Genomic DNA, 24,881 nt, shown 5'->3' with positions numbered 1-24,881 from the left:
AATGCCGGAAGCGCATAACTCATACCGTTCATGCATAACATTTCTGACCAAAATGGGAGGTTCGCAAGTGCTTGATTTAGAACGTTCGGAATCCCGAACAAGACCAAACCGCCAAATTTAGGCAGATTTGGCAGGGTGAAAAGGACAGGAAAGATGGCTTGTTCGACAATCCGAATGGCTGAAATGGCACTTGAACAAGCGTAGTGCTGATCGAAAAAAAATTGATGTACGGTCAAGACAAAATGTGTCTTGGAGAGGAAATCGCGCAGGGAAGAGACGTTTCTTACATGGCTCCTCGGAAGTCAGGTCTGGACAGCGCCCTACGGCACCGCCGACCTGAAACTTCCGATTCCGCCTTTCCTGACCCGGCCCATTGCTGGAGGCACTCCCTGTACCCCTAGGCCACTCCGATCCTGCAACAATCAGAACAGCCCGGCCCCTTGGTCATGTGCAGCCCCTCCTCGGGGCAGCGCATCATAGAAGGCTGAACTATAGAAAGGTTCAGCTTCTATTACGTGACAGTGCATGACCTTTCATCCGTACCGGATGCAAAAGCTCAGTACCAATTCGGGTCACGCTTGAGCTGCTCCTGCAGCATCGCCTTCATGCCGTCGTCCGGCTTACCCAGCCAGCGATATTGCGCGTGGCGGGTGGGCGACTTGTCGCTCGGCAAACCTTCGGGGACTTCCACGAGCATCCCGTAGGCATCGTCCTTGTCCCAGCTGAACGCCACGATCAGGCGCTTGTAGGTGCAGTTGTCCTGGCGTTCGCACAATGGGCCGACCAGATACTTGTCGCCGTCTTCGGTAACGGCGGACATCTGCTGCTGGGCGCTGCCGGTCAGATTGACCACCCAATCGGGCAGGCGTTCCTCTCCTTCGATCGTGTCCTGCCAGGTTTCCCGGTATTCCGGGTCCGAGCCGAGCAGCTGGTCGACCCGGACCTGGCCGTCATTGGCCGCCATCGCCGCCGCACTGCCGCCCAGTAACAGGGCGGCAGCCAGGGATGTCCAACGCTTCCTGCCCATCTTCAACCTCGTCCACGTCCAAAGAAGAAGGAGGCTACGAACAGTACCAGGAAGACAATGAACAGAATCTTCGCGATACCGGTGGCAGCGCCCGCGATACCACCGAAGCCCAGTACGGCGGCGACAATGGCGATGATGAGGAAAGTGATAGCCCAACTCAGCATGGTGGTTCTCCTTTCTTTTTTGAAAACGGTACGGCCAGCGGTCAGAACACCCAGCGGTCCTGGGGTACAACATTTTCCACGGTGGCCGGTGACGCAGTGGCCTGACTGGCTGGCAGCGGGTCGGCGGCCTTGACCAAGGTATTGGCACGGGTTGCCTGAATCTGCGTCAACAGCGCGGTCTGCGCCGCCACTTGCTCGGCCAGGCGCGCGGTCTGCCAGCTGTAGTAGAAGAGGCCAGCGGCCAAGGTCAGCAACAGCGCCAGGCCGAGTGAAAGCACCTGGCGCAGGGGCATTGCAGCGCTCTGCAAGCGGTTGACGGATTGGCGGTTCATGCCGGCTCCTCCTGCTGTAATTCTTGTTCAAACCTGAACAGGTAATTGCAGCCTGCGTGCCAGCCTTTTGTATTAGATAAAATCCATTAAAATCAAATAGTTATGTAAATTACTCAAAGCCAGGGAGGACGTATCCTGCACGATGCCGCCCAGGCCGTCGTGCGAATTGCACGATCAGCCTTCGACCTTGGTCGCCACTTTGAGCAGGTCAGCATCCACCCCGCGCACACCGATGATCTGCCGGGCGATTTCCACGGCAATGGTTTTCTGCTCGCTACTGACCACTTCGCCGGAAAGCCGCACCAACCCCTCTTCGCTGGCCACTTTCAGGTTCAGGCCATCCAGGTTGCGGCTGAAGCGGTAGCTGTTCTGGATCTTGTCGATGATCCAACTGTCGCTCGGCTGCGGCCCGGTCGGCGTTCCCACCGGGGTTTCCCGGGCCTTGGCCATGGCAGCGGTATCGAGGCTGACCAGGTTGTTGACCAGGTGCACGCCCTCGGTGGTACGCGCCACCACGCCGGCCAGCTCCTTGGCCTCGGCACTGTCGACCTTGCCACGCAGGGTCACCACACCTTCGCTGCTCTGTACATCTATAGGCGCCTTCTCGGTGGTGCGGCTCCACAACAGCCGCGCACGGATCACCGCGGCCAGGGTTGCATCCTCCAGGCGCTGGGCGTAGGCACGCAGCGCCAGCGGGCGCTCCACCAGCTGGGCATTGACCCGCAGCTGATTGTCGACTTGCTCGATGCCACGGGTAGCCAGCGCCACATGCTCGGCCAGCTGGCGCTCGACGTCATTCTCCACCTCACCGGAAAGCCGCGCCTGCTTGCCGTCCACCTCGACCTGAATACGGAACGGGTCGAGCATGCGGTTCAGCGACAGGGCAGTTTGCAGGGCCCCCTCCAGGCGAGCGTCCTGCACCGGGCCGGCGAGGGCCGGGGTGAATATCGGCAGCAAGGTGGCTGCCAACATAGCGGTGCGAATGGAAAAGGACATGGCGGTGCCTCCTTTTGTAGAGCAAAGCTAAAAATCCTCGCAACCAATGTGCCACCGTGGACCTCTAACCAAATCATCGGGATATCGCGGCCTACAGGCGTCGATTGGCCATTGGCTAGCATGCAAAGGACAGGTTCCTTCACAATGGACCATGCAACTTGCCCGATTTTTCCCACACTAAATGAAGATCTTTCCTAAAGGAGCGCAGCACATGGAGTCAGCCCAGGACAACCAAGGCCGCATTCTGCTGGTGGATGACGAGTCCGCGATCCTGCGCACCTTCCGCTATTGCCTGGAGGACGAGGGCTATAGCGTGGCCACGGCCAACAGCGCCGCCCAGGCCGAAGCCCTGCTGCAGCGCCAGGTGTTCGACCTGTGCTTCCTTGATTTGCGCCTCGGCGAGGACAACGGCCTCGACGTGCTGGCGCAGATGCGTATCCAGGCCCCCTGGATGCGGGTGGTGATCGTCACCGCGCACTCGGCGATCGATACGGCAGTGGACGCGATCCAGGCCGGCGCCGCGGATTACCTGGTCAAGCCGTGCAGCCCCGACCAGCTGCGGCTGGCTACCTCCAAGCAATTGGAAGTACGCCAACTTTCCGCGCGCCTGGAGGCCCTGGAAGGTGAAATACGCAAACCCAAGGACGGCCTTGATTCGCACAGTCCGGCGATGATGGCGGTGCTGGAAACCGCCCGCCAGGTCGCTACCACCGATGCCAACATCCTCATCCTTGGCGAGTCGGGCACAGGTAAAGGTGAGCTGGCCCGGGCCATCCATGGCTGGAGCAAGCGCGCGCGCAAATCCTGCGTGACCATCAACTGCCCGTCACTGAACGCCGAGCTGATGGAAAGCGAGTTGTTCGGCCACACCCGCGGCGCCTTCACCGGCGCCAGCGAAAGCACCCTGGGGCGAGTCAGCCAGGCTGATGGGGGCACGCTATTCCTCGACGAAATCGGCGACTTCCCACTGACCTTGCAACCCAAACTGCTGCGCTTCATTCAGGACAAGGAATACGAGCGCGTCGGCGACCCGGTCACTCGTCGCGCCGATGTGCGTATCCTCGCCGCCACCAACCTCAACCTCGAAGAAATGGTGCGTGAGAGCCGCTTCCGCGAAGACCTGCTGTATCGCCTGAACGTCATCACCTTGCACCTGCCGCCGCTGCGCGAGCGCAGTGAAGACATCCTGACCCTGGCCGACCGCTTTCTCGCCCGCTTCGTCAAGGAATACTCCCGTCCTGCCCGCGGCTTCAGTGACGAAGCCCGTACGGCCCTGCTCAACTACCGCTGGCCCGGCAACATTCGCGAACTTCGCAACGTGGTGGAGCGTGCCAGCATCATCTGTCCGCAGGAGCGCGTGGAAATCAGCCACCTGGGCATGGGCGAGCAGCCTGCAGGCAATGCCCCGCGCGTTGGCGCCGCGCTGAGCCTGGATGAGCTGGAACGCGCCCACATTGGCGCGGTGCTGGCCGCCAGCGACACCCTTGACCAGGCTGCCAAGACCCTGGGAATCGATGCCTCCACCCTGTACCGCAAGCGCAAGCAGTACAACTTATGAGGTGGCCACCCATGAAGCTGCGCACGCGGCTTTTCCTCAGCATTTCGGCGCTGGTCACCGTAGCCCTGCTCGGGCTGCTGCTGGGCCTGGTCAGCGTGCTGCAGATGGCCACGGTGCAACAGCGACTGGTGCGCGATACCACCCACGCCCTGGAAATAGGGCTGAAGTTGCGCCAGAACCTTGGCGAACAGTTGACCTTGATCCTCGATGACGAGACCGCCCCGGAAAACCTGCGGCTGCTGCAGGACAACTTCCAGACCCTGCTGAACCAGGGGCTGGACCAAGGTGGCGAGCGCACCGGCTTCAGCAAGGCCAGCAGCAATTACCAGGCCTTCCTTCAGGCCTACCGCGATAGCCCGGCGCCCTCGCGCAGCATGGGGGCTGAGCAGCCACTGGGAGCCGCGTTCAATCAGGTCCGCACCGACCTGATCGATTCCCACAGGCAGGCGCTGGATCACATCACCCGTAGCGAAGAACACACCCGCGACCACGCCCTGCTGGTCAGCGGCGTACTTGGCCTGATGGGCCTGGTGGTACTGGTACTGGGCTTTATCACCGCGCACAACATCGCCCGGCGCTTCGGCCAGCCGATCGAAGCCTTGGCATTAGCGGCCGACCAACTCGGCAAGGGCAATTTCGACGTCACCCTGCCGGTCACCCAAGCCACCGAACTGAACCAGCTTACCCGCCGCTTCGGCCTGATGGCCGATGCCTTGCGCAAGCACCAGGCCACCAACGTCGACGAACTGCTAGCCGGCCAGCAACGCTTGCAGGCCGTACTCGACAGCATTGACGATGGCCTGCTGATCATCGACCGCCAAGGCCGCCTGGAACACCTCAACCCGGTGGCGCAGCGCCAGCTGGGCTGGACCGATAGCCGCGCGGGCAGCAGCCTGGCTGAAGCTCTGCAGCGCCCGGAACTGGAACAGCAACTACGCCAGGTACTGCGCGGCGGCAACCTCGACCGGCAGCCGGACGACCTGAACATGGAGGTCGATGACGAAACGCGCCTGCTCGCCTACAGCCTGACGCCGGTCAGCCATCCGCAAGGGCCGATCCTTGGCGCGGTGATGGTGCTGCACGATGTAACCGAGCAGCGAGCCTTCGAACGCGTGCGTAGCGAATTCGTACTGCGCGCTTCCCATGAGCTGCGCACTCCGGTGACCGGCATGCACATGGCCTTCGGCCTGTTGCGCGAGCGGCTCAAGTTCCCGCCCGAGGCGCGCGAGCACGACCTGCTGGAAACCATCGGCGAGGAAATGCAGCGCCTGACCCAGTTGATCAACGATCTGCTCAACTTCAGCCGCTACCAGAGCGGGATGCAGAAGCTCGAGCTGGCTCCCTGCGCTATCGACGAGTTGCTGGAGCGTGCACAAAAGCGCTTTGCCGAGCCGGCAGCGAACAAGCAGATCGAGCTGATCACTGAACTGGAACTACCGCTACCGCGTATCCAGGCCGACGTCGCCCAACTCGATCGGGTGCTGGACAACCTGTTGCACAACGCCATCCGTCATACCGCCAGCGGCGGGCGTATCCGCCTGCATGCACGGCGGCATGCGGAGCGGGTGATCATCAGCGTCGAGGACAACGGCGAGGGCATTGCCTATGGGCAACAGGGGCGCATCTTCGAGCCCTTCGTGCAGGTAGGGCGCAAGAAAGGCGGCGCAGGGCTGGGGCTGGCGTTGTGCAAGGAGATCGTGCAGTTGCATGGCGGACGCATGGGCGTGTTTTCCCGGCCAGGGCAGGGGACCCAGTTTTACATGGCGCTGCCGGTCTGAATGTTGCCTGCCCTGGCTTGCCAGCGATGAGGCCTGTGCAGGATCACTCAATGCTCAACCCGCCGCGGCAGCCGTCCTCGGGTCACCAGTTCGGCAAACTGCCGGGCATTCAGTGGCCGGGCAAACAGCCAGCCCTGGCCATAATTGACTCCTTCGCTGTTCAGCAGCACCGCCTGGTCTTCACACTCGATGCCTTCGGCAATCACCCGCAGGTGCAAGTCGTGGGCCATGCGGATGATATGCGGGGCAACACCGCTGCTGGCGGCGTCATGCCCAAGGGCATCGATAAAGGCCTTGTCGATCTTCAGGCAGTCCACCGGCAGGGTCTGCAGGTAGGCCAGACTGCAATATCCCGTACCAAAGTCGTCGATCAGCACCTGGTGCCCCACCGCGCGCAACGCCTGCAGGTTGTCGCGCGCCACCACCACGTCGATCAGGCCGCGCTCGGTCACCTCGAATGCAATCTGACTCGCCGCCACCCGGTGCAGGGCGAGCAAGCGCGCCGCCACCCGGCCAATGCGCGGCACCATCACATCGCAAGCCGCCAGGTTCACCGAAATGTAAAGGTTGGGGTGCGAGCGCAACAGTTGCCCTAACTGTTCCAGCACACGCTGCAGGACAAAGTCGGTGATCTGGCGAATCTGCCCGGTGTTTTCCGCCAACGGGATGAACAGATCCGGGCTGGTCAGGGTGCCGTCCGGGCGGCGCCAGCGCACCAGGGCCTCGGCCCCGACACAGCGCCGGCTGTCGAGCTCGAAGATCGGCTGGTAGAGCACCTGCAGTTCGCCGCGGCGCAAGGCATTCTGCAATTCCGAGCTCATCGACCGCCTCTGCAGGATCAGTTGCAGCACCAGCCAGCCGATGCAGCAGGCCGCCAGCACACTGCCGGGGAACAGGAGCCAGAGCATGCCATTCATCCTCAACGGCAGGCTCGCCCGCGGGGCAATGAGCACCAACTGGTAGTCCGGCGACTTGGTTGGCATGCGGTAGATCAGGCGGTCGCTGAGCTCGAGCAGCGACTTGTGGCTGGTCGACCAGGCCGAGGGAGGTGGCCATACCTGCGGTGGGCCCAACACAGGGATGGCCCGGGCACCGTTGTCCAGCACCACGACAAGGCTGCCGCCCGGGGGCAGGTCGACCACATCGGTCAGGTGCCCACGAGAGGTGGATACCACGAACTTGCCCCTGCCCAGCATCAGTGCAGCCAGGTTCTCGTTCGGCTCGGTCGTGGTGTTCAGCCAGTAACTGTAGGTCGGCCCCTGGATGTCGGGAACCCGCAAGGGTTCGAACGCCCGCTCATCACCGCGGTTCGAGCAGGCGATATCCCCATCCACGTATGCCGCTTCATAAATGAAGCGTGAACTCAGGCTTACCTGCTGCAATGCCGTCAGCATCGCCGGACTGCAGCCGCGCAAAGGCTGCGCCTGCAACAGGTCGACCCCTTCGCGCAACTGGCCGAACACCTGCTCGAGGCGCTCGAGAAAGCGTTCCCCTTGGGCGTTCATCTGTGCACTTTCGCTTTGCTTCATCTGTTGCAGGGCAATGCCGATGCTGGCAGAGAGCAACAGTGCAGCGCTGGCCAGCGCTGCCAATGTGGCCAGCATCCAGGGACGGTAAAAAATTTGGCGCAGCAAAGCGATGAAGGCTGGCATCGAGGGCATCCAGTTGATAACTAAGGTATAGCAACTGAATCAAGAATCACCTTCGCCGTTGGGCGTTTCGTTTGCTTGTTGAGAGATGACCATCTCCCAAGGCTGCGCTGTCGCGCAGAGAGTCGATTTGCAGGCGCTACACGGACTCTGTGGGTGCAAGCAGCAAACGCGGTGGCTGGCACCGCGTTGGATTCTTCGCGGCTAAAGCCGCTCCCACAGGGTACGAGGAACGCTTCGAACTCAGTTATCTGTGCGACAGCGCAGCCCAAAGGGCTGGGCAATCCCCCACAGCCTCGCTGGCGGCTCAACGCATCCGGTTGAGTACCTGCAGCATCGCCGCCGTCTGCGCATCCGGCATGCCATCGAAGCGCTGCGGGCGGAAACGCATCTGGAACGCGGCGATCACATGGCGGGTGGCAACATCCAGTACCCCGGTCTGCTCGATCGCGTAGCCAAACCGTGCCAGCTCCTGCTGATACCAGCCAATACTTGGCGGGTTGACGCTGAAATAGGCTTGCTGCCGTGCCACGGCGTTGGCATCCGGCCAGACACCCAACCCGGCGTCGGCCAGGCGCTTCCATGGGAACAGCGGCCCTGGGTCAAGCTTGCGCAGCGGCGCGATATCGCTGTGACCAATGATGTGCCGTGGCTCGATGTTGTTGCGTTTGACGATGTCCTTGAGCAGCGCGATCAGCGACTGGACCTGCGCTTCGCTGTAGGGGTGCCAGACCCGGCCATTCGGCGTGTCCGTGAAGCCCGGATTGACGATTTCGATACCGATGGACGAGGAGTTCAGCCAAGTCCGACCTTGCCACTGGCTATCACCGGCATGCCAGGCGCGGCGGCTTTCATCCACCAGCTGGTACACCGTCGCCGGGCCATCACCAATCAGGTAGTGGCTGCTGACTTCGCCATGGGTCAGCAACGCCAGGGAACGCTCCAGCGAAGCATTCGTGTAGTGCAGGACAACGAACTGGATTCGGTTGTCCTGGTTGACCGAAGGGTGGCTACGGTCGATGCGCAGGCCTGTCGAGCAACCGGCAACAGCCACCAGCAGGAAGGAAATCAGGGTTGTTTTAAGCGTGGAAAGCACGTCAGTGGCCTCAGCGTATGAGCGCTACAGTATAACGTGCTCCCCAGGGGCCGTGCTTGCCGCGAGTCAGCGGCTGCCGGCTATGCCTGCTCGACCCGGTTGCGCCCCGACTCTTTGGCCCGGTAAAGCGCCGCATCGGCGCGCTTGAGCACCTGGTCACCGCGCTCGCCGGAACGGAATGCACCCAGGCCGATGGACGTGGTGATCACCACCCGTTCCCCCTTGAAGTGGAACGGGCACGCCTCGACTGTGGCCCGCAGCAGCTCGGCGATCTGGGCAGCGGCGGCCGGCGAGGTCTGCGGCAGCAGCAGGACAAACTCCTCGCCGCCAAACCGGGCAATGAAATCACGGCTACGCAGGCGCTTGCGCAACTGGTCGGCGACGATCTTGAGTACTTTGTCCCCAGCCAGGTGCCCATAGCTGTCGTTGATTCGCTTGAAATGGTCCAGGTCGAGGATCGCCATCGCCAGATGGCCGCCGTGCGCTTGCCATTCGAGCATTTCGCGCTCGACCCGCTCGCTCCAGGCCGCACGGTTGGGCAAGCCGGTGAGGGGGTCGAGCAAGGCCTTCTGGCGCTGCTCTTCAAGGTGCTCGCGGTAGCCGAGCGCCTCCTGCTCCATGTTCGCCACCCGCTCCGACAGCCCTTGCAGGCGCCCAGCCAGCTCCTGTTCGCGGCGATCACGCTCGTGCTTGTGCTCGTCCATGGTCACCAACAGGCCTTCCAGGCGGTTTTCCAGGATGTGCTTGAGGCTGTCAACATCGGCGGCACCTTGCACACTGCTCTGCAGCCCGTCGACATGCTCTCGCAGTTGGGTATCCAGCTCGCGGGCGGCCGAGCTGTTGTCGGCATGCCCGGCACTGGCCTCGTGCAGGTGACTCTGGAAACCTTCGAGGCGTTCGTTGAGCTCCTGCAGGTAGGTTTCGAATTCATGCTGACCGCTGTCAGTGATGGCCAGCATGAGCACAGCCAGGTCATCCAGTACCGGGATCAGCTCATACCAGTTCAAGCCGCGGGCGACCCGTTCACGCATCTCGAGGGCTTGTGCCTTGTGTCGCTCCGGCAGGCTGAGGTCATCGAGCAGGCCGATCAGGGTGTGTTCGATGTGCTCGGCGACCTGACTGTAGGGCGGCTCTACCGCGTAGGGCAGGGCATAGGGGCCGTCCTCGCCGAAGGTTTCTTCGAGTGTTTGAACCAGTCCCGTTCCAGCCGGAGGCTCGCTTGCGACAACTTCCGGTGCCGGCACATCGTCCGGTAGCGGCGCTGGTGCCAGTTCAGCCGTTTCGATCAGGGCCGGGCCAGGAGTCTCCAATGGCACTACGGGCGCCTCGACAACTGATGTTGAAGAGGCTGGCAGCGGCTGTAGCTCGTCCACATCGCCGGGCTGCAGAGCATCGACACTGGCCGGTGCCGCCGGGGGCTGCGCCTCGGCAACTGGCAAAGCCAGTGGCACAAGCGCTGGCTCGCTTTGCGCGTCACCTTCGCGGCTGCCGAACAAGCGCTGCAAGAAGCCGGGGCGGGCGTCCTCCGCCGACTTGCCCAAGGCTGACAGCGCACGGCCCTGCAAGCCGCTCAACTCGCCCAGCAACGGTGGCAGGTCGCGTGACTGAGCCACCCCGCCATCAAGCTTCTTCGCCAGTTTTTTCAGGGGCCGCGACACATCGTTCGGCAATGGCAGGCCTTGCAGTTGGTCGACCAAAGCGGTCAGTGCATCGCTGACCTGGTTCATGCGGGCTTCGCGGCGCTGTTCGGAATCCAGCACCGCCTTCTCAAGACGCGGAATCAACCCGGCAAGGCCGGCGTCCATGTTGTCGCTGCGGATGACCTCGCGCATTTCCTTCATGCACTGGTCCACCACCTTGTCGCTGCCTTCGGCAGCCAGGGTGCTGCGTACCAGGCCGCGACACAGCAGGTCTAGACGTGCGTCCCAACGGCGCTCGAGCTTTTCCTGCTGCTCGATGCTTTTCAGGTATTTTTCTTTCCAGCGCTCAGCGTCTTCAGTCATGCCCGGGTCCGCAAACGGTGATGGCAATTAGCTCAGGACCGGCAGCGTATCCACAGTCAATGCATCAGGCAATCGAATCTCGACAGCAACGGGAAGGTGGTCGGAAATTGGTTGCGCCAGCACCTCGACGCGCTCCAGCGTGAGGCTTGAGCTGAGCAGGATGTGGTCAAGGCAACGCTGTGGGCGCCAGCTGGGGAAGGTGGCCTCGACTTGCGGGGCGATCAGGCCCAGATCGCGCAGCGGCGAGTGCTCCAGCAGGTCGGTTGCATGGGTATTCATGTCGCCCATCAGCACCTGGTGCCGGTAGCCGCCAATCAGCTCGCGAATGTAACCCAGCTGCAGGGCGCGGGTCTTGGCACCGAGGGCAAGGTGCATCATCACCACGATCAGCGCATCTTCACCCTCGCCAAAGCGCACCAGGATCGCACCACGCCCAGCCGGGCCGGGCAACGGGTGATCCTCGAGCAGTTGTGGCTTCAGGCGGCTGAGCACGCCATTGCTGTGCTGGGCAAAACGCCCAAGGTTGCGGTTGAGTTGCTGGTACCAGTAGGGGAAGGCGCCCAGGTGGGCAAGGTGCTCGACCTGGTTGACGTAGCCCGAGCGCAGGCTGCCGCCATCGGCCTCCTGCAGGGCCACCAGGTCGAAGTCGCCCAGCAGTTGGCCAATTTTCTGCAGGTTGCCTGCTCGCCCGTTGTGCGGCAGCAGGTGCTGCCAACTACGAGTCACGTAATGCCGATACCGCTCGGTGCTGATGCCCACCTGGATGTTGAAACTGAGCAGCCGCAGACGACCATCCTCGGGCAGGCCAGGCGCCTGCAGGTGATGCTCGTTGACCTGCGGCTGGTGCAGGCCAATGCCACGCGCGGTTCTGAAGCGGCGCATGGGTTACGCCGCTTACTTAGCGGCGCGCTCCTTGGCGATCAGCTGGTCGGCAACGTTCAGTACGCCTTCCGGCCCGCCGGCAGTACCCAGGTCGAAGCGGTACTTGCCGTTGACCACCATGCTCGGTACGCCGGTGATCTCGTACTTCTTCGCCAGTTCCTTGGCCTGGTTGACCTGGCCCTTGATGGCGAACGAGTTGAAGGTGGCGAGGAACTTGTCCTTGTCCACGCCTTGGGTGGCAAGGAAATCGGCCATGTCTTGCGGGTCGGTCAGGCGCTTGCGCTGGTTCTGGATGGCGTCGAACACTGCGGCGTGCACTTTCTGCTCGACGCCCATGGCTTCGAGGGTCAGGAACATCTGGCCGTGGGCATCCCACGCACCACCGAACATGGCCGGTACGCGCTTGAAGTTGACGTCCTTGGGCAGTTTTTCTACCCACGGGTTGATGGTCGGCTCGAAGTGGTAGCAGTGTGGGCAGCCGTACCAGAACAGCTCGACCACTTCGATCTTGCCAGGCACGGAAACCGGAACAGGGTTGCTCAGCTCGAGGTATTCCTTGCCGGCGGCAGGCTCGGCGGCCTGGATGGCAGTCATACCGAATACGCTGGCAGCGACCAGCGCGGCGCTGAGAATCAGTTTACGCATGCTTTACTCCTGGGCAGTCATTGGTCGCCACGACGCGACCTGCTCTGAGACAGGCCGGGAAGGGGCCGAGTTCTGTAGTGTAACGGCTGCGGACGGAAAAAAGGGCGGTCCGGCCGCCCTTTCATCATTGCCTTACAACATTAACTGAAGGTTAATGCGCTGCCTGTAATGGCCTCAGTGCAGGCCCTGGATGTAACTGGCCAACGCCTCGATGTCGTGGTTGCTCAGCTTGCCGGCGATGGTGCGCATGGTCATGGCATCGCCATCGTTGGTGCGGTTTCCTTCGCGGAAGTCGGTGAGCTGCTTGGTCACGTACTGCGCGTGCTGCCCGCCCAGGTGCGGGAAGCCGGCCAGGGCGATACCCGCGCCGTTCGGTGAGTGGCAGCCGGTGCAGGCAGGCATGCCTTTTTCCAGGTCACCGCCGTTGAACAGCGCCCGGCCACGTTCGACCAGCTTGGGATCGGCGGCGCCCACGCTGCCTTTCTGGCTGGAGAAGTAGGCGGCGATGTCGGCCAGGTCCTGGTCGCTGAATGCGGCCAGCATGCCGGTCATTTCCAGCACGGTACGCTTGCCCGACTTGATATCGTGCAGTTGTTTTTCAAGATAGCGCTGGCCTTGGCCGGCCAGTTTCGGGAAGTTCGGTGCCAGGCTGTTGCCGTCGGGGTTGTGGCAGGCGCCACAGACGGCCGTCTTGGCCTGGCCGGCGGCGGCATCGCCTTTGACGGGTTGCGCAGCAGTGGCCGCACCTGCGACACCCAGGGTCAACAGCAGACTCACGACTAGTTTGTTCATCAGCTAATCCAACACGGCTAAGGGTGAAATGTTATGTATCGGGACTGCCACTCATCCAAAGGATGACCAAACGGTAGTCCTCGGCACTGCAGTCCATGCACAATCCACGCGGCGGCATAGCCTTGAAACCCTGGGTCACGTGCTTCACCAGTACATCCATGCCTTGCGCCAGCCTTGGCTCCCATGCTGCCCGGTCACCCTGCCTGGGTGCCTGTGGCAACTGCCCGGCGTGACAGGCCGCACACGTGCGGTTGTACAACACCTCGGGATCCTGTGTAGCCTGTGCGCTGTAAAACGGCAGTAACATACCGACAGCAAGCAGCCATTTCGCCATGCGGAACGACCTTCAGGGTTGGGGGCCGCGCTGCGTTCTGTTGCGCGAGCTATTGTTCGACACCCCATGCCCGTTCTCCTTCTCTGGGAGAATGAGCACACAAAAACTGGGGCATTATATACTTCCGCCATCCAAACGGAAACGACACCGCTTGCCAGGCTCGGGCCTACAGAGTCAGGCAACACCCACATCGGATATCCCATGCAAGTCAAGAACCCCATCCTCGGCCTCTGCCAGAAAGCCAAATTCGCCCTCAGCGCTGCCAAGGTCGAACAATGCCCGGACGACCAGGGTTACGAGGTGGCTTTCGCCGGCCGCTCCAACGCCGGCAAATCCAGCGCCCTCAACACCCTGACTCATGCCAGCCTGGCGCGCACCTCGAAAACCCCCGGGCGCACCCAGCTGTTGAATTTCTTCAGTCTGGACGATGAACGGCGTTTGGTCGACCTGCCAGGCTACGGTTATGCAAAAGTCCCCATTCCGCTCAAGCAGCACTGGCAGAAACACCTGGAAGCCTACCTTGGCAGCCGGGAGTGCCTGCGTGGCGTAATCCTGATGATGGACGTGCGCCACCCGATGACCGACTTCGACAAGATGATGCTCGATTGGGCAAAGGCCAGCAGCATGCCGATGCACATCCTGCTGACCAAGGCCGACAAGCTGACCCACGGCGCGGGCAAGAACACTTTGCTCAAGGTGCAGTCGGAAATCCGCAAGGGTTGGGGCGACGGCGTGACGATCCAGCTGTTCTCGGCGCCCAAGCGCCTGGGCGTTGAAGATGCCTACCGAGTGCTGGCGGACTGGATGGAACTGGAAGACAAGCCAGTCATTTGAAGGTTTGCTCAACCTGTGGGAGCGGGCATGCCCGCGAAGAATCCAGCGCGGAGCATCGCCTGGGCTTCGCCCAGGTTCGCGGGCGCGCCCACTCCCACAGTGTTCCTTCACCAGACTCAGGGCAAATTCCGGGCAAAAAAAACCCCGGACTTCGTATGGGGAGGGGGAAGTTCGGGGTCCAAGTCCGGACCGCTAGGGCGGGGTCCAGATATCTGCCAACACTTAACACAACATAGGAGCATCGAAAGGCTTCACCAGCCATTCAGTTACTCTGAGTTCCGCTTCACCGGTTTAGTTCCAAAGCCCTGAAAACTATTTGCGATAGTTTCATGAAACTTCAGCACCGCTGGCACTGAGCAGTGCCAGGATCCGCATCCCTACGTCACGGATCCTACACAGCTTTCCCCGCCCGATCAGTGAGCTTCGTCCCAATTCGCACCAATTCCTGCCTCGACCAGCAGCGGTACATCCAGCTGTGCGGCCTTGCTCATGTGCTGGCGAATTTCATCTTTCACTTGCTCAACCAGGTCCTCGCGCACTTCCAGCACCAGTTCGTCGTGTACCTGCAGGATCACCCGGGCATCCAGCCCGCTCTCGCTCAGCCAGTTATCCACATTGACCATGGCCCGCTTGATGATGTCGGCCGCAGTGCCTTGCATCGGGGCGTTGATCGCCGTGCGCTCGGCGCCCTTGCGCAGAGCCGGGTTCTTGGCATTGATATCCGGCAGGTACAGGCGGCGGCCGAACAGGGTTTCGACAAAGCCTTGCTCCGCCGCCTGGGCGCGGGTGCGCTCCATGTAGGCCAGCACGCCCGGGTAGCGTGCGAAGTAGCGGTCGATGTAATCCTGCGACTGCTTGCGGTCGACGCCGATCTGCTTGGCCAGGCCAAAGGCGCTCATGCCGTAGATCAGCCCGAAGTTGATGGCCTTGGCACTGCGGCGCTGGTCGGTGGTGACGTCTTCCAGGGCTACGCCGAATACTTCCGCCGCTGTGGCGCGGTGCACGTCCAGGTCGTTGCGGAAGGCATGCAGCAAGCCTTCGTCCTTGGCCAGGTGGGCCATGATGCGCAACTCGATCTGCGAGTAGTCCGCCGCCAGCAGCTTGTAGCCCGGGCTGGCGACGAAGGCCTGGCGGATGCGTCGGCCTTCGGCAGTACGGATCGGAATGTTCTGCAGGTTCGGGTCGCTGGACGACAGCCGGCCAGTGGCCGCCACCGCCTGCTGATATGAGGTGTGGATACGCCCGGTGCGCGGGTTTATCTGCCCTGGCAGCTTGTCGGTGTAGGTGCTCTTGAGCTTGCTCAGGCTGCGGTACTGCATCAGTACCTCCGGCAGCGGGTAGCCTTGTTCGGCCAGCTCGTCGAGCACCGCCTCCGCCGTGGATGGCTGGCCTTTGGTGGTCTTGCTCAGCACCGGCATGCCCAGCTTGTCGTAGAGAATCGCGCCCAGCTGCTTGGGCGAGCCGAGGTTGAACTCCTCACCGGCCAGCTCATAGGCGCGCTGCTCCAGCTCGGCCATCTTCACCCCCAGCTCACCGCTCTGCACCTGCAGCAGCGCAGCATCGACCAGCGCCCCCTGGCGCTCGATCTTGGCCAGCACCGGCACCAGCGGCATCTCGATGTCCATCAGTACCGGCTGCACGCTCGGCGTCTGCGCCAGGCGCACCTGCAGCGCCTGGTGCAGACGCAGGGTGATGTCCGCGTCTTCGGCAGCGTAGGGGCCGGCCTTGTCCAGGTGGATCTGGTTGAAGGTCAGCTGCTTGGCGCCTTTGCCGGCAATGTCCTCGAAAGCGATGGTGGTGTGGTCGAGGTACTTCTGCGCCAGGCTGTCCATGTCGTGACGGGTGGCGGTGGAGTTCAGCACGTACGACTCGAGCATGGTGTCGTAGGCAACGCCGCGCATTTCGATGGCGGGCGAGCCGTTGGCAAGGATGTTGATATCGTACTTGGCGTTCTGCCCGACCTTGGCCTTGGCCGGGTCTTCCAGTAGCGGCTTCAGCGCCAGCAGCACGGCGGCGCGGTCCAGCTGGACCGGCGCGCCTTCATAGTCGTGGGCCAGCGGCACATAGGCCGCTTCATGCGGCTCGACGGCGAACGACAGGCCGACAAGCTGCGCCTGCTGCGCGTCCAGGCTGGTGGTCTCGGTGTCGAAAGCGAACAGTGGCGCCTGGCGCAGCTTCTCCAGCCAGAAGTCGAAACGGGCCTGGTCGAGAATGGTCTCGTACCTGGGCTCGATCTTGGCCACCGGCTCCGCGACCGGCGCAATATCGTCACCGGCGTTGGCAGCGTCACGCTGCACCTCGGCGACCCAGCTCTTGAATTCCATCTCGGTGTACAGCGCCAGCAACGCTTCGCGATCAGGTTCGCCGCACACCAGGGCATCAACTTCGATATCCAGGGGCACGTCGACCTTGATGGTAGCCAGCTCATAAGACAGGAACGCCGCGTCGCGGTGCTCTTCCAGCTTGGCCGGCAGGGTCTTGGCGCCGCGAATGGCCAGTGTCGGGACCTTGTCCAGGTTGGCATACAGGTCGCTGAGGCCACCGCCGATACCAGTAAGCAGGCCCACCGCGGTTTTTTCGCCCACCCCCGGTACACCGGGGATGTTGTCGACCTTGTCGCCCATCAGCGCCAGGAAGTCGATGATATGTTCCGGGCCGACGCCAAATTTCTCGTGCACGCCAGCCACGTCCAGCACGCTTCCGGTCATGGTGTTGACCAAGGTAATGTGCCCGTCCACCAGCTGCGCCATGTCCTTGTCACCGGTCGAGATGATCACCGGGCGGCCCAGCGCGGCGCTGCTGCGCGCCAGGGTGCCGATCACGTCGTCGGCCTCGACCCCCTCGACGCACAGCAGCGGGTAGCCCAGCGCCTTGACGCTGGCATGCAGCGGCTCGATCTGCACCCGCAGGTCATCCGGCATGCTTGGGCGGTTGGCCTTGTATTCGGCGAACATCGCATCGCGGAAGGTGCCACCCTTGGCGTCGAACACCACCGCGAACAGGCTGTCGGGGTATTGCTTGCGCAGGCTCTTGAGCATGTTCAGCACCCCCTTCACCGCGCCGGTCGGCATGCCTTTGGAGGTAGTCAACGGCGGCAGCGCGTGGAAGGCGCGGTACAGGTAGGAGGAACCGTCCACCAGGACGAGGGGCGCTTGGCTCATGAGCAGAATCAACCTTTTCGACGGGTCCGGCGCTAGAATAGCCAGAATCATTGACGACAAAGGGACAAGGTTATCATGCGTACACTCAATCGCCTGTTACTGCTCGGTCTGTTGGCCACCATGCCTGTCGTCACCCTGGCGGCGGACGACGCCCCCTCGGCCGATCCCGAGGTGACCATTCGCACGGAAGGCGACAAAACCATCCAGGAGTACCGGCAGAACGGGTTCCTGTATGCGATCAAGATCACGCCGAAAAACGGCAAGCCTTATTTCCTGGTACGCGCCGATGGCTCTGATGGCAATTTCATTCGATCCGACCAGCCGGACATGCTGATTCCGTCCTGGAAGATCTTCGAGTGGTAATCTGACGCGCACCGTTCACATCAACCCGGCACTTCCCGGCGGAAGTGCCCGTATGGGCAATTTTTCATCATGTCAGTCTTCACCCCCGTGACCCGGCCTGAGCTGGAAACCTTTCTGGCACCGTACGCGCTGGGTCGTCTGCTCGATTTCCAGGGCATCGCCGCCGGCACCGAGAACAGCAATTTCTTCGTCAGCCTCGAACAGGGGGAGTTCGTCCTGACGCTGATCGAGCGCGGGCCCAGCGAGGACATGCCGTTCTTCATCGAGCTGCTGGACACTTTGCACGCAGCCGACATGCCGGTGCCCTATGCAATACGCGACCGCGACGGCAATGGCCTGCGCGAGCTGTGCGGCAAGCCGGCGCTGCTGCAGCCACGGCTGTCGGGCAAGCACATCAAGGCACCGAACGCCCAGCACTGCGCCCAGGTCGGCGAGCTGCTGGCGCACATTCACCTGGCTACCCGCGAGCACATCATCGAGCGCCGCACCGACCGCGGCCTGGACTGGATGCTGGCCTCGGGTGCCGAGCTGCTGCCGCGCCTTACTGCCGAGCAAGCCGCGCTGCTGCAGCCGGCGCTGGATGAAATCAGCGCACACAAGGCACAGATCCTGGTCCTGCCACGGGCCAACCTGCATGCGGACCTGTTCCGCGACAACGTGATGTTCGAAGGCACCCACCTGACCGGTGTAATCGACTTCTACAACGCCTGTTCCGGGCCGATGCTGTATGACATAGCCATCACCGTGAACGACTGGTGCCTGGATGAACACGGCGCGATCGATGTGCCACGTGCCCAGGCGCTGCTGGCGGCCTATGCGGCGCTACGGCCCTTCACCGCAGCCGAAGCCGAGCTGTGGCCGGAGATGTTGCGGGTAGGCTGCGTGCGCTTCTGGTTGTCGCGCCTGATTGCAGCGGAATCGTTTGCAGGGATGGATGTGATGATCCACGACCCGAGCGAGTTCGAAGTGCGTTTGGCGCAGCGTCAGCAGGTGGCATTGCACCTGCCGTTCGCCCTCTAGAGCGTGTCTGCTTCTTCGCGGGTAAACTCGCTCCCACAGGTACGGTGAAAGGCGTGAAGCTGGCACTATCCCTGTGGGAGCGGGTTTACCCGCGAAGAGGCCGGCACAGGCCTACAGCTGTTCCAGGCACCCAACCAAGTCGCCACCCAGCTTTTCCAGCAAGCGCTCATAGCCTTTGCCATCCACAGGGTCGGAACCGCCCAGGGCATCCAGCTCGGCCAGGCGCACCGGCAGCCCGGCGGTCAAAGTCTCGGCAAGCCGTGGCCGCAGCGGCGGTTCGCTGAACACACAAGTCTTGCCCACTTCCTGCAGGCGCTTGCGCATGGCCGCCACGTGCTGCGCACCCGGCTGCACCTCGGAAGCCACGCTGAACACCCCGGTGTGCTTGAGCCCATACTCTGCTTCGAAATAGTCGAACGCTTCGTGGAACACGAAGTAAGGCTTGCCGGCGATCCCGGCCACCCGCGCCTTGATCCGCCCATCCAGCGCGTCCAAGCGTTCGTCGAAGGCCTTGAGGTTGCTCTGATAGCGCGCCGCATTGGCCGGATCGACCTGCGCCAGATCAGCCGCCATTTTCGCGGCAATCACCCGCGCATTGACCGACGATAGCCACAGGTGCGCGTCCAGGCTGCCCGGGCGGTGGTCATGATCATGGTCGTCATGGTCTTCTTCCTCGTGGGAATGGCTGTCCTCGCCAAAATGCCGCAGCTTCATGCCCGGTAACGCCTGCACGGCAACCGTGGGCTTGCTGCGATTACCCAATACCCGCGGCAGGAAGCCCTCCATGTCCGGACCGATCCAGTACAGCAGGTCGGCATCGCCCACCCGCCGTACGTCGGACGGGCGCAGCGCATAGTGGTGCGGCGAAGCACCCGGCGGCAGCAATACTTCGGGGTTGCCAACACCATCCTGCACGGCGGCGGCAATCTGCTGCAGCGGTTTGATACTGGTCAGCACGCGCACGTCGGCCTGGGCGGAAAATGCGATGAAAGCGACAAAAAGGACTAGGAATCGGGACACGGTGAATACTCGAGTCATCAGAAACAGGTAACATAATAACGTCTCCATCCAGAACCGTCGCTGCCCATGTCCATCACGCCGCTGGCCAACCGTCCTCACGATCATTCTCATTGCGTACACAGCGCACTGACTGAAGCCGACGCCTTGTGCACCCGCCAGGGCCTGCGCCTGACCGCGCTGCGCCGTCGAGTGCTGGAACTGGTCTGGCAAAGCCACAAGCCACTGGGCGCCTACGACATCCTCGCCGTGCTCAGTGAGCAGGACGGCCGCCGAGCCGCGCCCCCAACGGTGTACCGTGCGCTGGACTTCCTGCTGGAAAACGGCCTGGTGCACCGCATCGCCTCGCTCAACGCCTTCATCGGCTGCAGCCACCCGGAACACCTGCACCAGGGTCAGTTCCTGATCTGCCGGGCCTGCCATGTAGCCATCGAACTGGAACAGAACAGCATCAGCGAAGCCATCATCAGCAGCGCCAAGGGCGTGGGCTTCACGGTCGAGACCCAGACGGTTGAAGTGGTCGGCCTGTGCAGCAATTGCCGGAGCGCGGCATGAACGATGCGCTGATCCGCCTGGAGCAGGTCGGTGTCACTTTCGGTGGCGAGGCGGTGCTAGACAGCATCGACCTGTCGGTCGCACCTGGCCAGATCGTCACCCTGATCGGCCCGAACGGCGCAGGCAAGACCACCTTGGTGCGCGCCGTTCTTGGTCTGCTCAAGCCGCACCGCGGCAAGGTATGGCGCAAGCCGAAACTGCGCATTGGCTACATGCCGCAAAAGATCCAGGTTGATGCCACGCTGCCGCTGTCGGTACTGCGCTTCTTGCGCCTGGTGCCCGGTGTAGACCGCGCGGCAGCCTTGTCGGCGTTGCAGGAAGTGGGCGCCGAACAGGTCATCGATAGCCCGATCCAGACCGTTTCCGGCGGCGAGATGCAGCGGGTATTGTTGGCCCGCGCCCTGCTGCGCGAACCCCAGCTGCTGGTGCTCGACGAGCCAGTGCAGGGCGTAGACGTGGTCGGCCAGACCGAGCTGTACAACCTCATTACCCGCCTGCGCGACCGCCACGGCTGCGGCGTGCTGATGGTTTCCCACGACCTGCACCTGGTGATGAGTGCCACCGACCAGGTGGTGTGTCTGAACCGCCACGTGTGCTGTTCGGGCCACCCCGAGCAGGTAAGCGGCGACCCGGCATTCGTCGAGCTGTTCGGCCAGAACGCCGCACCCAGCCTGGCCATCTACCACCACCATCACGACCACAGCCACGACCTGCACGGCTCGGTGGTCGCCCCTGGCCCCCATGTTCACGGAGCGCACTGCAAGCATGGCTGATTTTCTTCTCTACGCCCTGCTTGCCGGTTTGTCCCTGGCGCTGGTGGCCGGCCCACTGGGTTCCTTCGTGGTGTGGCGGCGCATGGCCTATTTTGGCGACACCTTGTCCCACGCCGCCCTGCTAGGCGTGGCCCTGGGCTTCGCCCTGGACGTCAGCCCGGCGCTGGCGGTAACCGTGGGCTGCCTGTTGCTGGCGATCTTGCTGGTGACCTTGCAGCAACGCCAGCCGCTGGCCTCCGACACCCTGCTCGGCATCCTCGCCCCCAGCACCCTGTCGCTGGGCCTGGTGGTGCTGAGCTTCATGCATGACGTGCGCATCGACCTGATGGCGTACCTGTTCGGCGACCTGCTGGCCATCAACACCACCGACCTGGCCTGGATACTTGGCGGCAGCGCGCTGGTTTTGCTGCTGCTCGCTGCACTTTGGCGGCCGTTGCTGGCAGTTACCGTGCACGAAGAGCTGGCCATGGTCGAAGGCCTGCCGGTGGCCGGGCTGCGCATGGCGCTGATGCTGCTGATCGCGGTGGTGATTGCCGTGGCCATGAAGATCGTTGGTGTGCTGCTGATCACCTCGCTGCTGATCATTCCTGCCGCTGCGGCACAACGTCACGCCCGCTCTCCCGAGCAGATGGCCCTGGGCGCCAGCCTGCTGGGCGTGACCGCAGTATGCGGCGGCCTGGCCATGTCCTGGTTCAAGGACACTCCCGCAGGCCCATCGATCGTGGTCTGCGCGGCGGTGCTATTCTTGCTGAGCCTGGCCCTGCCAAAACGCTGAAAAACAGGGCGCGTGAAGGCGCGCCCTGCAACCTTTTCGCACGTAAAGGGTCTGTAAGACTTGTTTTCGAGCGTGCGCACCTGGGTGTAGACTTGCTCGCTTTTTGCGCAAATAGAGAGTCGCAGGAATGAAGCCGTTCGCCTCCCGTTATCTGCTTGTTGCCGCGTTTTCCCTGTTCCTGGCTGCGTGTTCCAGCGCGCCGGTAGAACAGGCCACCGCACCTGCCCAAGCCGATGCCTGGCAGCAGTTGCAACAGAACATCGCCAGCAACGAGCTGGCCACCGCCGAAGACCAGCTGGCAGCCTTGCAGGCGCAGGCGCCGGATGACGCGCGTCTGGAGCAATACCAGCGCCAACTCGCCGAAGCCTACCTGCAACGCAGCCAGATCTTCCTGCAGAAGGGTGATGTGAACGCTGCCGCCACCGCCTTGGCCCGTGCCCGTGCGCTGATGCCGCAGGCCCCGGCAGTGACTGGTGGCGATGCAGTGACCCAGGCGCGCAAAGCAGAGCTGGAGAAGGCTGAAGCGGCGCTGAAAGCGGCCGAGGCCAAGCCCAAGGCGCGCATCATCGACCCGGCTGCACCGAGCACCGTCGTGGCCTTGAAAACCACCGACAGCCGCGCCATGCGTCGCCAGCTGGATGACATTGCCGCCGATGTGGTGAGTTATCAGTGCGACGTGGTGTTCCAGGTGCCGCGGACCGAGGATGCGCCTTGGCTGAAGACCTTGCTGGAAAAACGCGTGCGCAAGATCGACAGCGGGTTCGAGCTGAAGCAGAAGCACGAGATTCAGCGATCGCTGCCTGCGCAGGTGGTTCTGGTTCCGCATCAGCAATAAGCCTCCCGGGCCCTATCGCCGGCAAACCAGCGCCCACCTCGACCGCACCAATTTCAAGCCTGGTGCAGTACCTGTGGGAGCTGGCTTCCCGGCGATGGGCTGCGAAGCAGCGCCTTAGGCCGGCACAGCCTCCGCAGCTGCCTCCCGCTCCCACACCCGATGCCCTTCTACCGCTTTGACGAAGGCATCCACGATCTTCTGCTCATCTCCCAGCAGCAACCCTTTGTCTTCTTTCAACCCCAAGCTGCCCAAAAGCTCTTTGGTCAACACCATCGCCTTCAGGTGCTTGTAGCCCTCCAACAAGAAGTGCTTGGCCAAGCCGCTGGCCGCCAGCGCATCGGTCGAAGCCTTGCCCTCAGGCACGACAATGCCATCGAACATGATCGATGGCATCCCTTCCATGGAAGCATCCACCGGCAGTTGCTTGCCGTCCGCAGCCTTCACCGGTGCCGAGGTCGGCCCAAGGAGCAATGGTCGGGCACTGCGCGCTTCCAGGGCCTTGACCAGCTTGTCTACACTGGCAGCGTCTACGCCGTCTGCCACCAGCACGGCAATCTTGCGCCCCTTGATGCCAACCGAACCCGGGTGGTTCATCTGGCTCAAGGCAGGAGACTGCGCAAGCTGGCTCCCCTTCACTGGCACCGTGCCCCCGCTCGGCGCAGGCAAGCCCAGGTTGGCGGCCACCGCAGCTGCCAGCTTCAGGTCGATATTGGCGAGAATTTCATTCACTTCCCGAGCGCGGATCGCCTCCCGTTCCACTTTGCCCAATTCAAAGCTGTAGGCCTTGATGATGTGCTGCTGCTCGGTCGGGCTCATGCTCTGGAAGAACAACCGCGCCTGCGAGAAGTGGTCGCCGAACGACTCGCTGCGCTGGCGGATCTTGTGCGCATCGATACGTTCCTGATAACTCTCGAAACCACCATCCTGCGCAGCAGGTGGCGTTTCCTTCGGCCAGCCACCGTCGATGGAATTGGGCTCATACGATGCACGGCCCTTGTGCACCACATGCTGATGCAGGGCATCGCGCTGGTTGTTGTGGTTGGGAGCGATGGGGCGGTTGACCGGGATCTGGTGGAAATTGGGCCCGCCCAGGCGGCTAAGTTGCGTGTCGGTGTAGGAGAACAGCCGCCCCTGCAGCAAGGGGTCGTTGGTAAAGTCGATACCAGGCACGATATGACCCGGGCAGAACGCCACCTGTTCCACTTCGGCAAAGAAGTTGTCCGGGTTGCGATTCAGGACCATCTTGCCCAACGGTGTAACCGGCACCAGTTCTTCCGGGATTATCTTGGTTGGGTCCAGCAGGTCGAAATCAAATTTGTGCTCATCGGCTTCCGGCACGATCTGTACGCCCAGTTCCCACTCCGGGTAATCGCCCGTCTCGATTGCCTCCCACAAGTCGCGACGCTGGAAGTCAGCGTCCTTGCCTGCCAATTTCTGCGCTTCGTCCCATAGCAAGGAGTGCACACCCTGGCGCGGCTTCCAGTGGAATTTGACGAAACTGGCTACGCCCTCAGCGTTGATCAGCCGGAAGGTATGCACCCCGAACCCTTCCATCATCCGCAAGCTGCGCGGGATAGCACGGTCCGACATAGCCCACATGACCATATGGGCCGACTCCGGTACAAGCGAGACGAAATCCCAAAAGGTGTCATGGGCCGAAGCGCCGGTCGGGATCTCGTTATGCGGCTCCGGCTTTACGGCGTGGACGAAATCCGGGAATTTGATCGCATCCTGGATGAAGAACACCGGCATGTTGTTGCCCACCAGGTCGAAGTTGCCCTCGTCGGTGTAGAACTTCACAGCAAAGCCCCTCACGTCACGCACGGTGTCGGCTGAGCCACGCGGGCCCTGTACCGTGGAAAATCGCACGAAGACAGGCGTGACTTTCTCCGGGTCCTGCAGGAAGCCGGCCTTGGTCAGCTCGGCGTGGTTGCCATAGCTCTGGAAATAGCCATGCGCCCCCGTCCCTCGCGCATGCACGATGCGTTCAGGGATGCGCTCGTGGTCAAAGTGCGTGATCTTCTCGCGCATGATGAAATCTTCGAGCAGTGAGGGGCCTCGATCACCGGCCTTCAGCGTGTTCTGGTTGTCGGCGATGCGCACCCCCTGGTTGGTGCGCAGCGCATGGCCTGTGGCATCGCTGCGGTCAGCCTCCAGGCTCTGTAACTTGGCGTTGGTATTGGCCCGGTCCGGGGTCTGGGTGCCAGCGGCTTCGCTGTGCTTGGGCGCGTCCGTGTTCTTTCTGGGCATGGTCGGCTCTCCTCATCAGTCTTCAGGCGTACCCGTTTCGGG

22 protein-coding genes and 1 pseudogene are annotated in these 24,881 nt (G+C 62.5%); 9 read left to right on the top strand and 14 right to left on the bottom strand.

Going from position 1 to position 24,881, the window contains the following annotated elements:
- Nucleotides 1–556: 556 nt before the first annotated feature.
- The 4 genes from IRZ77_RS05210 to IRZ77_RS05195 form a co-directional block, all read right to left on the bottom strand.
- Entirely contained in the window at nucleotides 557–1,027 is a 471-nt protein-coding gene (locus IRZ77_RS05210) for an inhibitor of vertebrate lysozyme family protein (RefSeq protein ID WP_025337234.1), read from the bottom strand.
- A gap of 2 nt (nucleotides 1,028–1,029) precedes the next feature.
- Nucleotides 1,030–1,191, bottom strand: coding sequence for a DUF1328 domain-containing protein (locus IRZ77_RS05205; RefSeq protein ID WP_003252966.1), 162 nt, complete (start codon nucleotides 1,189–1,191; stop codon nucleotides 1,030–1,032).
- Between the two features lie 41 nt (nucleotides 1,192–1,232).
- Entirely contained in the window at nucleotides 1,233–1,523 is a 291-nt protein-coding gene (locus tag IRZ77_RS05200) for a hypothetical protein (protein ID WP_046616917.1), read from the bottom strand.
- Between the two features lie 174 nt (nucleotides 1,524–1,697).
- Nucleotides 1,698–2,519 carry a BON domain-containing protein gene (locus IRZ77_RS05195; RefSeq protein ID WP_046616918.1) on the bottom strand — a complete coding sequence of 274 codons (822 nt, stop codon included), beginning with the start codon at nucleotides 2,517–2,519 and terminating at the stop codon, nucleotides 1,698–1,700.
- Nucleotides 2,520–2,730: 211 nt separating this feature from the next.
- Here IRZ77_RS05195 and algB point away from each other — a divergent pair, with 211 nt between their 5' ends.
- Nucleotides 2,731–4,077 carry a sigma-54-dependent response regulator transcription factor AlgB gene (gene algB, locus IRZ77_RS05190; RefSeq protein WP_046616919.1) on the top strand — a complete coding sequence of 449 codons (1,347 nt, stop codon included), beginning with the start codon at nucleotides 2,731–2,733 and terminating at the stop codon, nucleotides 4,075–4,077.
- Nucleotides 4,074–5,855, top strand: coding sequence for a KinB sensor domain-containing domain (locus IRZ77_RS05185; protein ID WP_135001862.1), 1,782 nt, complete (start codon nucleotides 4,074–4,076; stop codon nucleotides 5,853–5,855). The genes algB and IRZ77_RS05185 overlap by 4 nt, the downstream gene beginning before the upstream one ends.
- Nucleotides 5,856–5,902: 47 nt before the next feature.
- On the opposite strand, the gene IRZ77_RS05180 is transcribed toward IRZ77_RS05185, so the two are convergent.
- From IRZ77_RS05180 to IRZ77_RS05150, 7 genes and pseudogenes are all read right to left on the bottom strand, one after another.
- Nucleotides 5,903–7,507, bottom strand: coding sequence for an EAL domain-containing protein (locus IRZ77_RS05180; protein WP_046616921.1), 1,605 nt, complete (start codon nucleotides 7,505–7,507; stop codon nucleotides 5,903–5,905).
- A gap of 304 nt (nucleotides 7,508–7,811) precedes the next feature.
- A complete protein-coding gene (locus IRZ77_RS05175) occupies nucleotides 7,812–8,600 on the bottom strand; it encodes an N-acetylmuramoyl-L-alanine amidase (protein WP_046615264.1) in 789 nt (262 codons plus the stop codon).
- Between the two features lie 80 nt (nucleotides 8,601–8,680).
- Nucleotides 8,681–10,603 carry a GGDEF domain-containing protein gene (locus IRZ77_RS05170; RefSeq protein WP_196173039.1) on the bottom strand — a complete coding sequence of 641 codons (1,923 nt, stop codon included), beginning with the start codon at nucleotides 10,601–10,603 and terminating at the stop codon, nucleotides 8,681–8,683.
- Between the two features lie 27 nt (nucleotides 10,604–10,630).
- A pseudogene (locus IRZ77_RS05165) lies at nucleotides 10,631–11,463 on the bottom strand (endonuclease/exonuclease/phosphatase family protein).
- A 34-nt stretch (nucleotides 11,464–11,497) separates the two neighbouring features.
- Nucleotides 11,498–12,130, bottom strand: a complete 633-nt coding sequence (dsbA, locus tag IRZ77_RS05160) for a thiol:disulfide interchange protein DsbA (protein ID WP_046615267.1) — start codon at nucleotides 12,128–12,130, stop codon at nucleotides 11,498–11,500.
- A 174-nt stretch (nucleotides 12,131–12,304) separates the two neighbouring features.
- Nucleotides 12,305–12,922: a c-type cytochrome gene (locus tag IRZ77_RS05155; RefSeq protein ID WP_003256951.1), complete on the bottom strand. Its 618-nt coding sequence runs from the start codon at nucleotides 12,920–12,922 to the stop codon at nucleotides 12,305–12,307.
- A 31-nt stretch (nucleotides 12,923–12,953) separates the two neighbouring features.
- Nucleotides 12,954–13,256, bottom strand: coding sequence for a c-type cytochrome (locus IRZ77_RS05150; protein ID WP_196173037.1), 303 nt, complete (start codon nucleotides 13,254–13,256; stop codon nucleotides 12,954–12,956).
- Nucleotides 13,257–13,457: 201 nt separating this feature from the next.
- Between IRZ77_RS05150 and yihA the strand changes: the two genes are divergently transcribed.
- A complete protein-coding gene (gene yihA, locus IRZ77_RS05145; protein ID WP_003252993.1) occupies nucleotides 13,458–14,090 on the top strand; it encodes a ribosome biogenesis GTP-binding protein YihA/YsxC in 633 nt (210 codons plus the stop codon).
- 413 nt (nucleotides 14,091–14,503) lie between these two features.
- Here the strand turns inward: yihA and polA are convergent, their stop codons facing one another.
- Entirely contained in the window at nucleotides 14,504–17,251 is a 2,748-nt protein-coding gene (gene polA / locus IRZ77_RS05140; protein WP_046615269.1) for a DNA polymerase I, read from the bottom strand.
- 75 nt (nucleotides 17,252–17,326) lie between these two features.
- Here polA and IRZ77_RS05135 point away from each other — a divergent pair, with 75 nt between their 5' ends.
- Both IRZ77_RS05135 and IRZ77_RS05130 read left to right on the top strand, forming a co-directional pair.
- Nucleotides 17,327–17,614, top strand: coding sequence for a DUF2782 domain-containing protein (locus IRZ77_RS05135; RefSeq protein WP_013970316.1), 288 nt, complete (start codon nucleotides 17,327–17,329; stop codon nucleotides 17,612–17,614).
- Between the two features lie 69 nt (nucleotides 17,615–17,683).
- A complete protein-coding gene (locus IRZ77_RS05130) occupies nucleotides 17,684–18,634 on the top strand; it encodes a homoserine kinase (RefSeq protein WP_196173035.1) in 951 nt (316 codons plus the stop codon).
- A 111-nt stretch (nucleotides 18,635–18,745) separates the two neighbouring features.
- Here the strand turns inward: IRZ77_RS05130 and IRZ77_RS05125 are convergent, their stop codons facing one another.
- Nucleotides 18,746–19,702: a zinc ABC transporter substrate-binding protein gene (locus IRZ77_RS05125; protein WP_196173032.1), complete on the bottom strand. Its 957-nt coding sequence runs from the start codon at nucleotides 19,700–19,702 to the stop codon at nucleotides 18,746–18,748.
- An 18-nt stretch (nucleotides 19,703–19,720) separates the two neighbouring features.
- On the opposite strand from IRZ77_RS05125, the gene zur reads away from it, so the two are divergent.
- The 4 genes from zur (at nucleotide 19,721) to IRZ77_RS05105 (ending at nucleotide 22,589) form a co-directional block, all read left to right on the top strand.
- A complete protein-coding gene (gene zur, locus IRZ77_RS05120; RefSeq protein ID WP_046615272.1) occupies nucleotides 19,721–20,206 on the top strand; it encodes a zinc uptake transcriptional repressor Zur in 486 nt (161 codons plus the stop codon).
- Nucleotides 20,203–20,979: a zinc ABC transporter ATP-binding protein ZnuC gene (znuC, locus tag IRZ77_RS05115; RefSeq protein ID WP_046615273.1), complete on the top strand. Its 777-nt coding sequence runs from the start codon at nucleotides 20,203–20,205 to the stop codon at nucleotides 20,977–20,979. The genes zur and znuC overlap by 4 nt, the downstream gene beginning before the upstream one ends.
- Nucleotides 20,972–21,754, top strand: coding sequence for a zinc ABC transporter permease subunit ZnuB (gene znuB, locus IRZ77_RS05110; RefSeq protein WP_046615274.1), 783 nt, complete (start codon nucleotides 20,972–20,974; stop codon nucleotides 21,752–21,754). The genes znuC and znuB overlap by 8 nt, the downstream gene beginning before the upstream one ends.
- Nucleotides 21,755–21,881: 127 nt before the next feature.
- Nucleotides 21,882–22,589 (top strand): PA5502 family lipoprotein, encoded by a 708-nt coding sequence (locus IRZ77_RS05105; protein WP_046615275.1) that lies wholly within the window; start codon nucleotides 21,882–21,884, stop codon nucleotides 22,587–22,589.
- Nucleotides 22,590–22,703: 114 nt separating this feature from the next.
- Here the strand turns inward: IRZ77_RS05105 and katE are convergent, their stop codons facing one another.
- On the bottom strand, nucleotides 22,704–24,839 hold the full coding sequence (gene katE, locus IRZ77_RS05100) for a catalase HPII (protein ID WP_046615276.1): 2,136 nt from the start codon (nucleotides 24,837–24,839) through the stop codon (nucleotides 22,704–22,706).
- Nucleotides 24,840–24,881 lie beyond the last annotated feature (42 nt).

The organism is Pseudomonas pudica, from assembly GCF_015680405.1.
GTDB lineage: Bacteria > Pseudomonadota > Gammaproteobacteria > Pseudomonadales > Pseudomonadaceae > Aquipseudomonas > Aquipseudomonas pudica.
The sequence above is the reverse complement of the archived record's forward strand: the minus strand, read 5'-3'. Positions and strand labels throughout refer to the sequence as shown.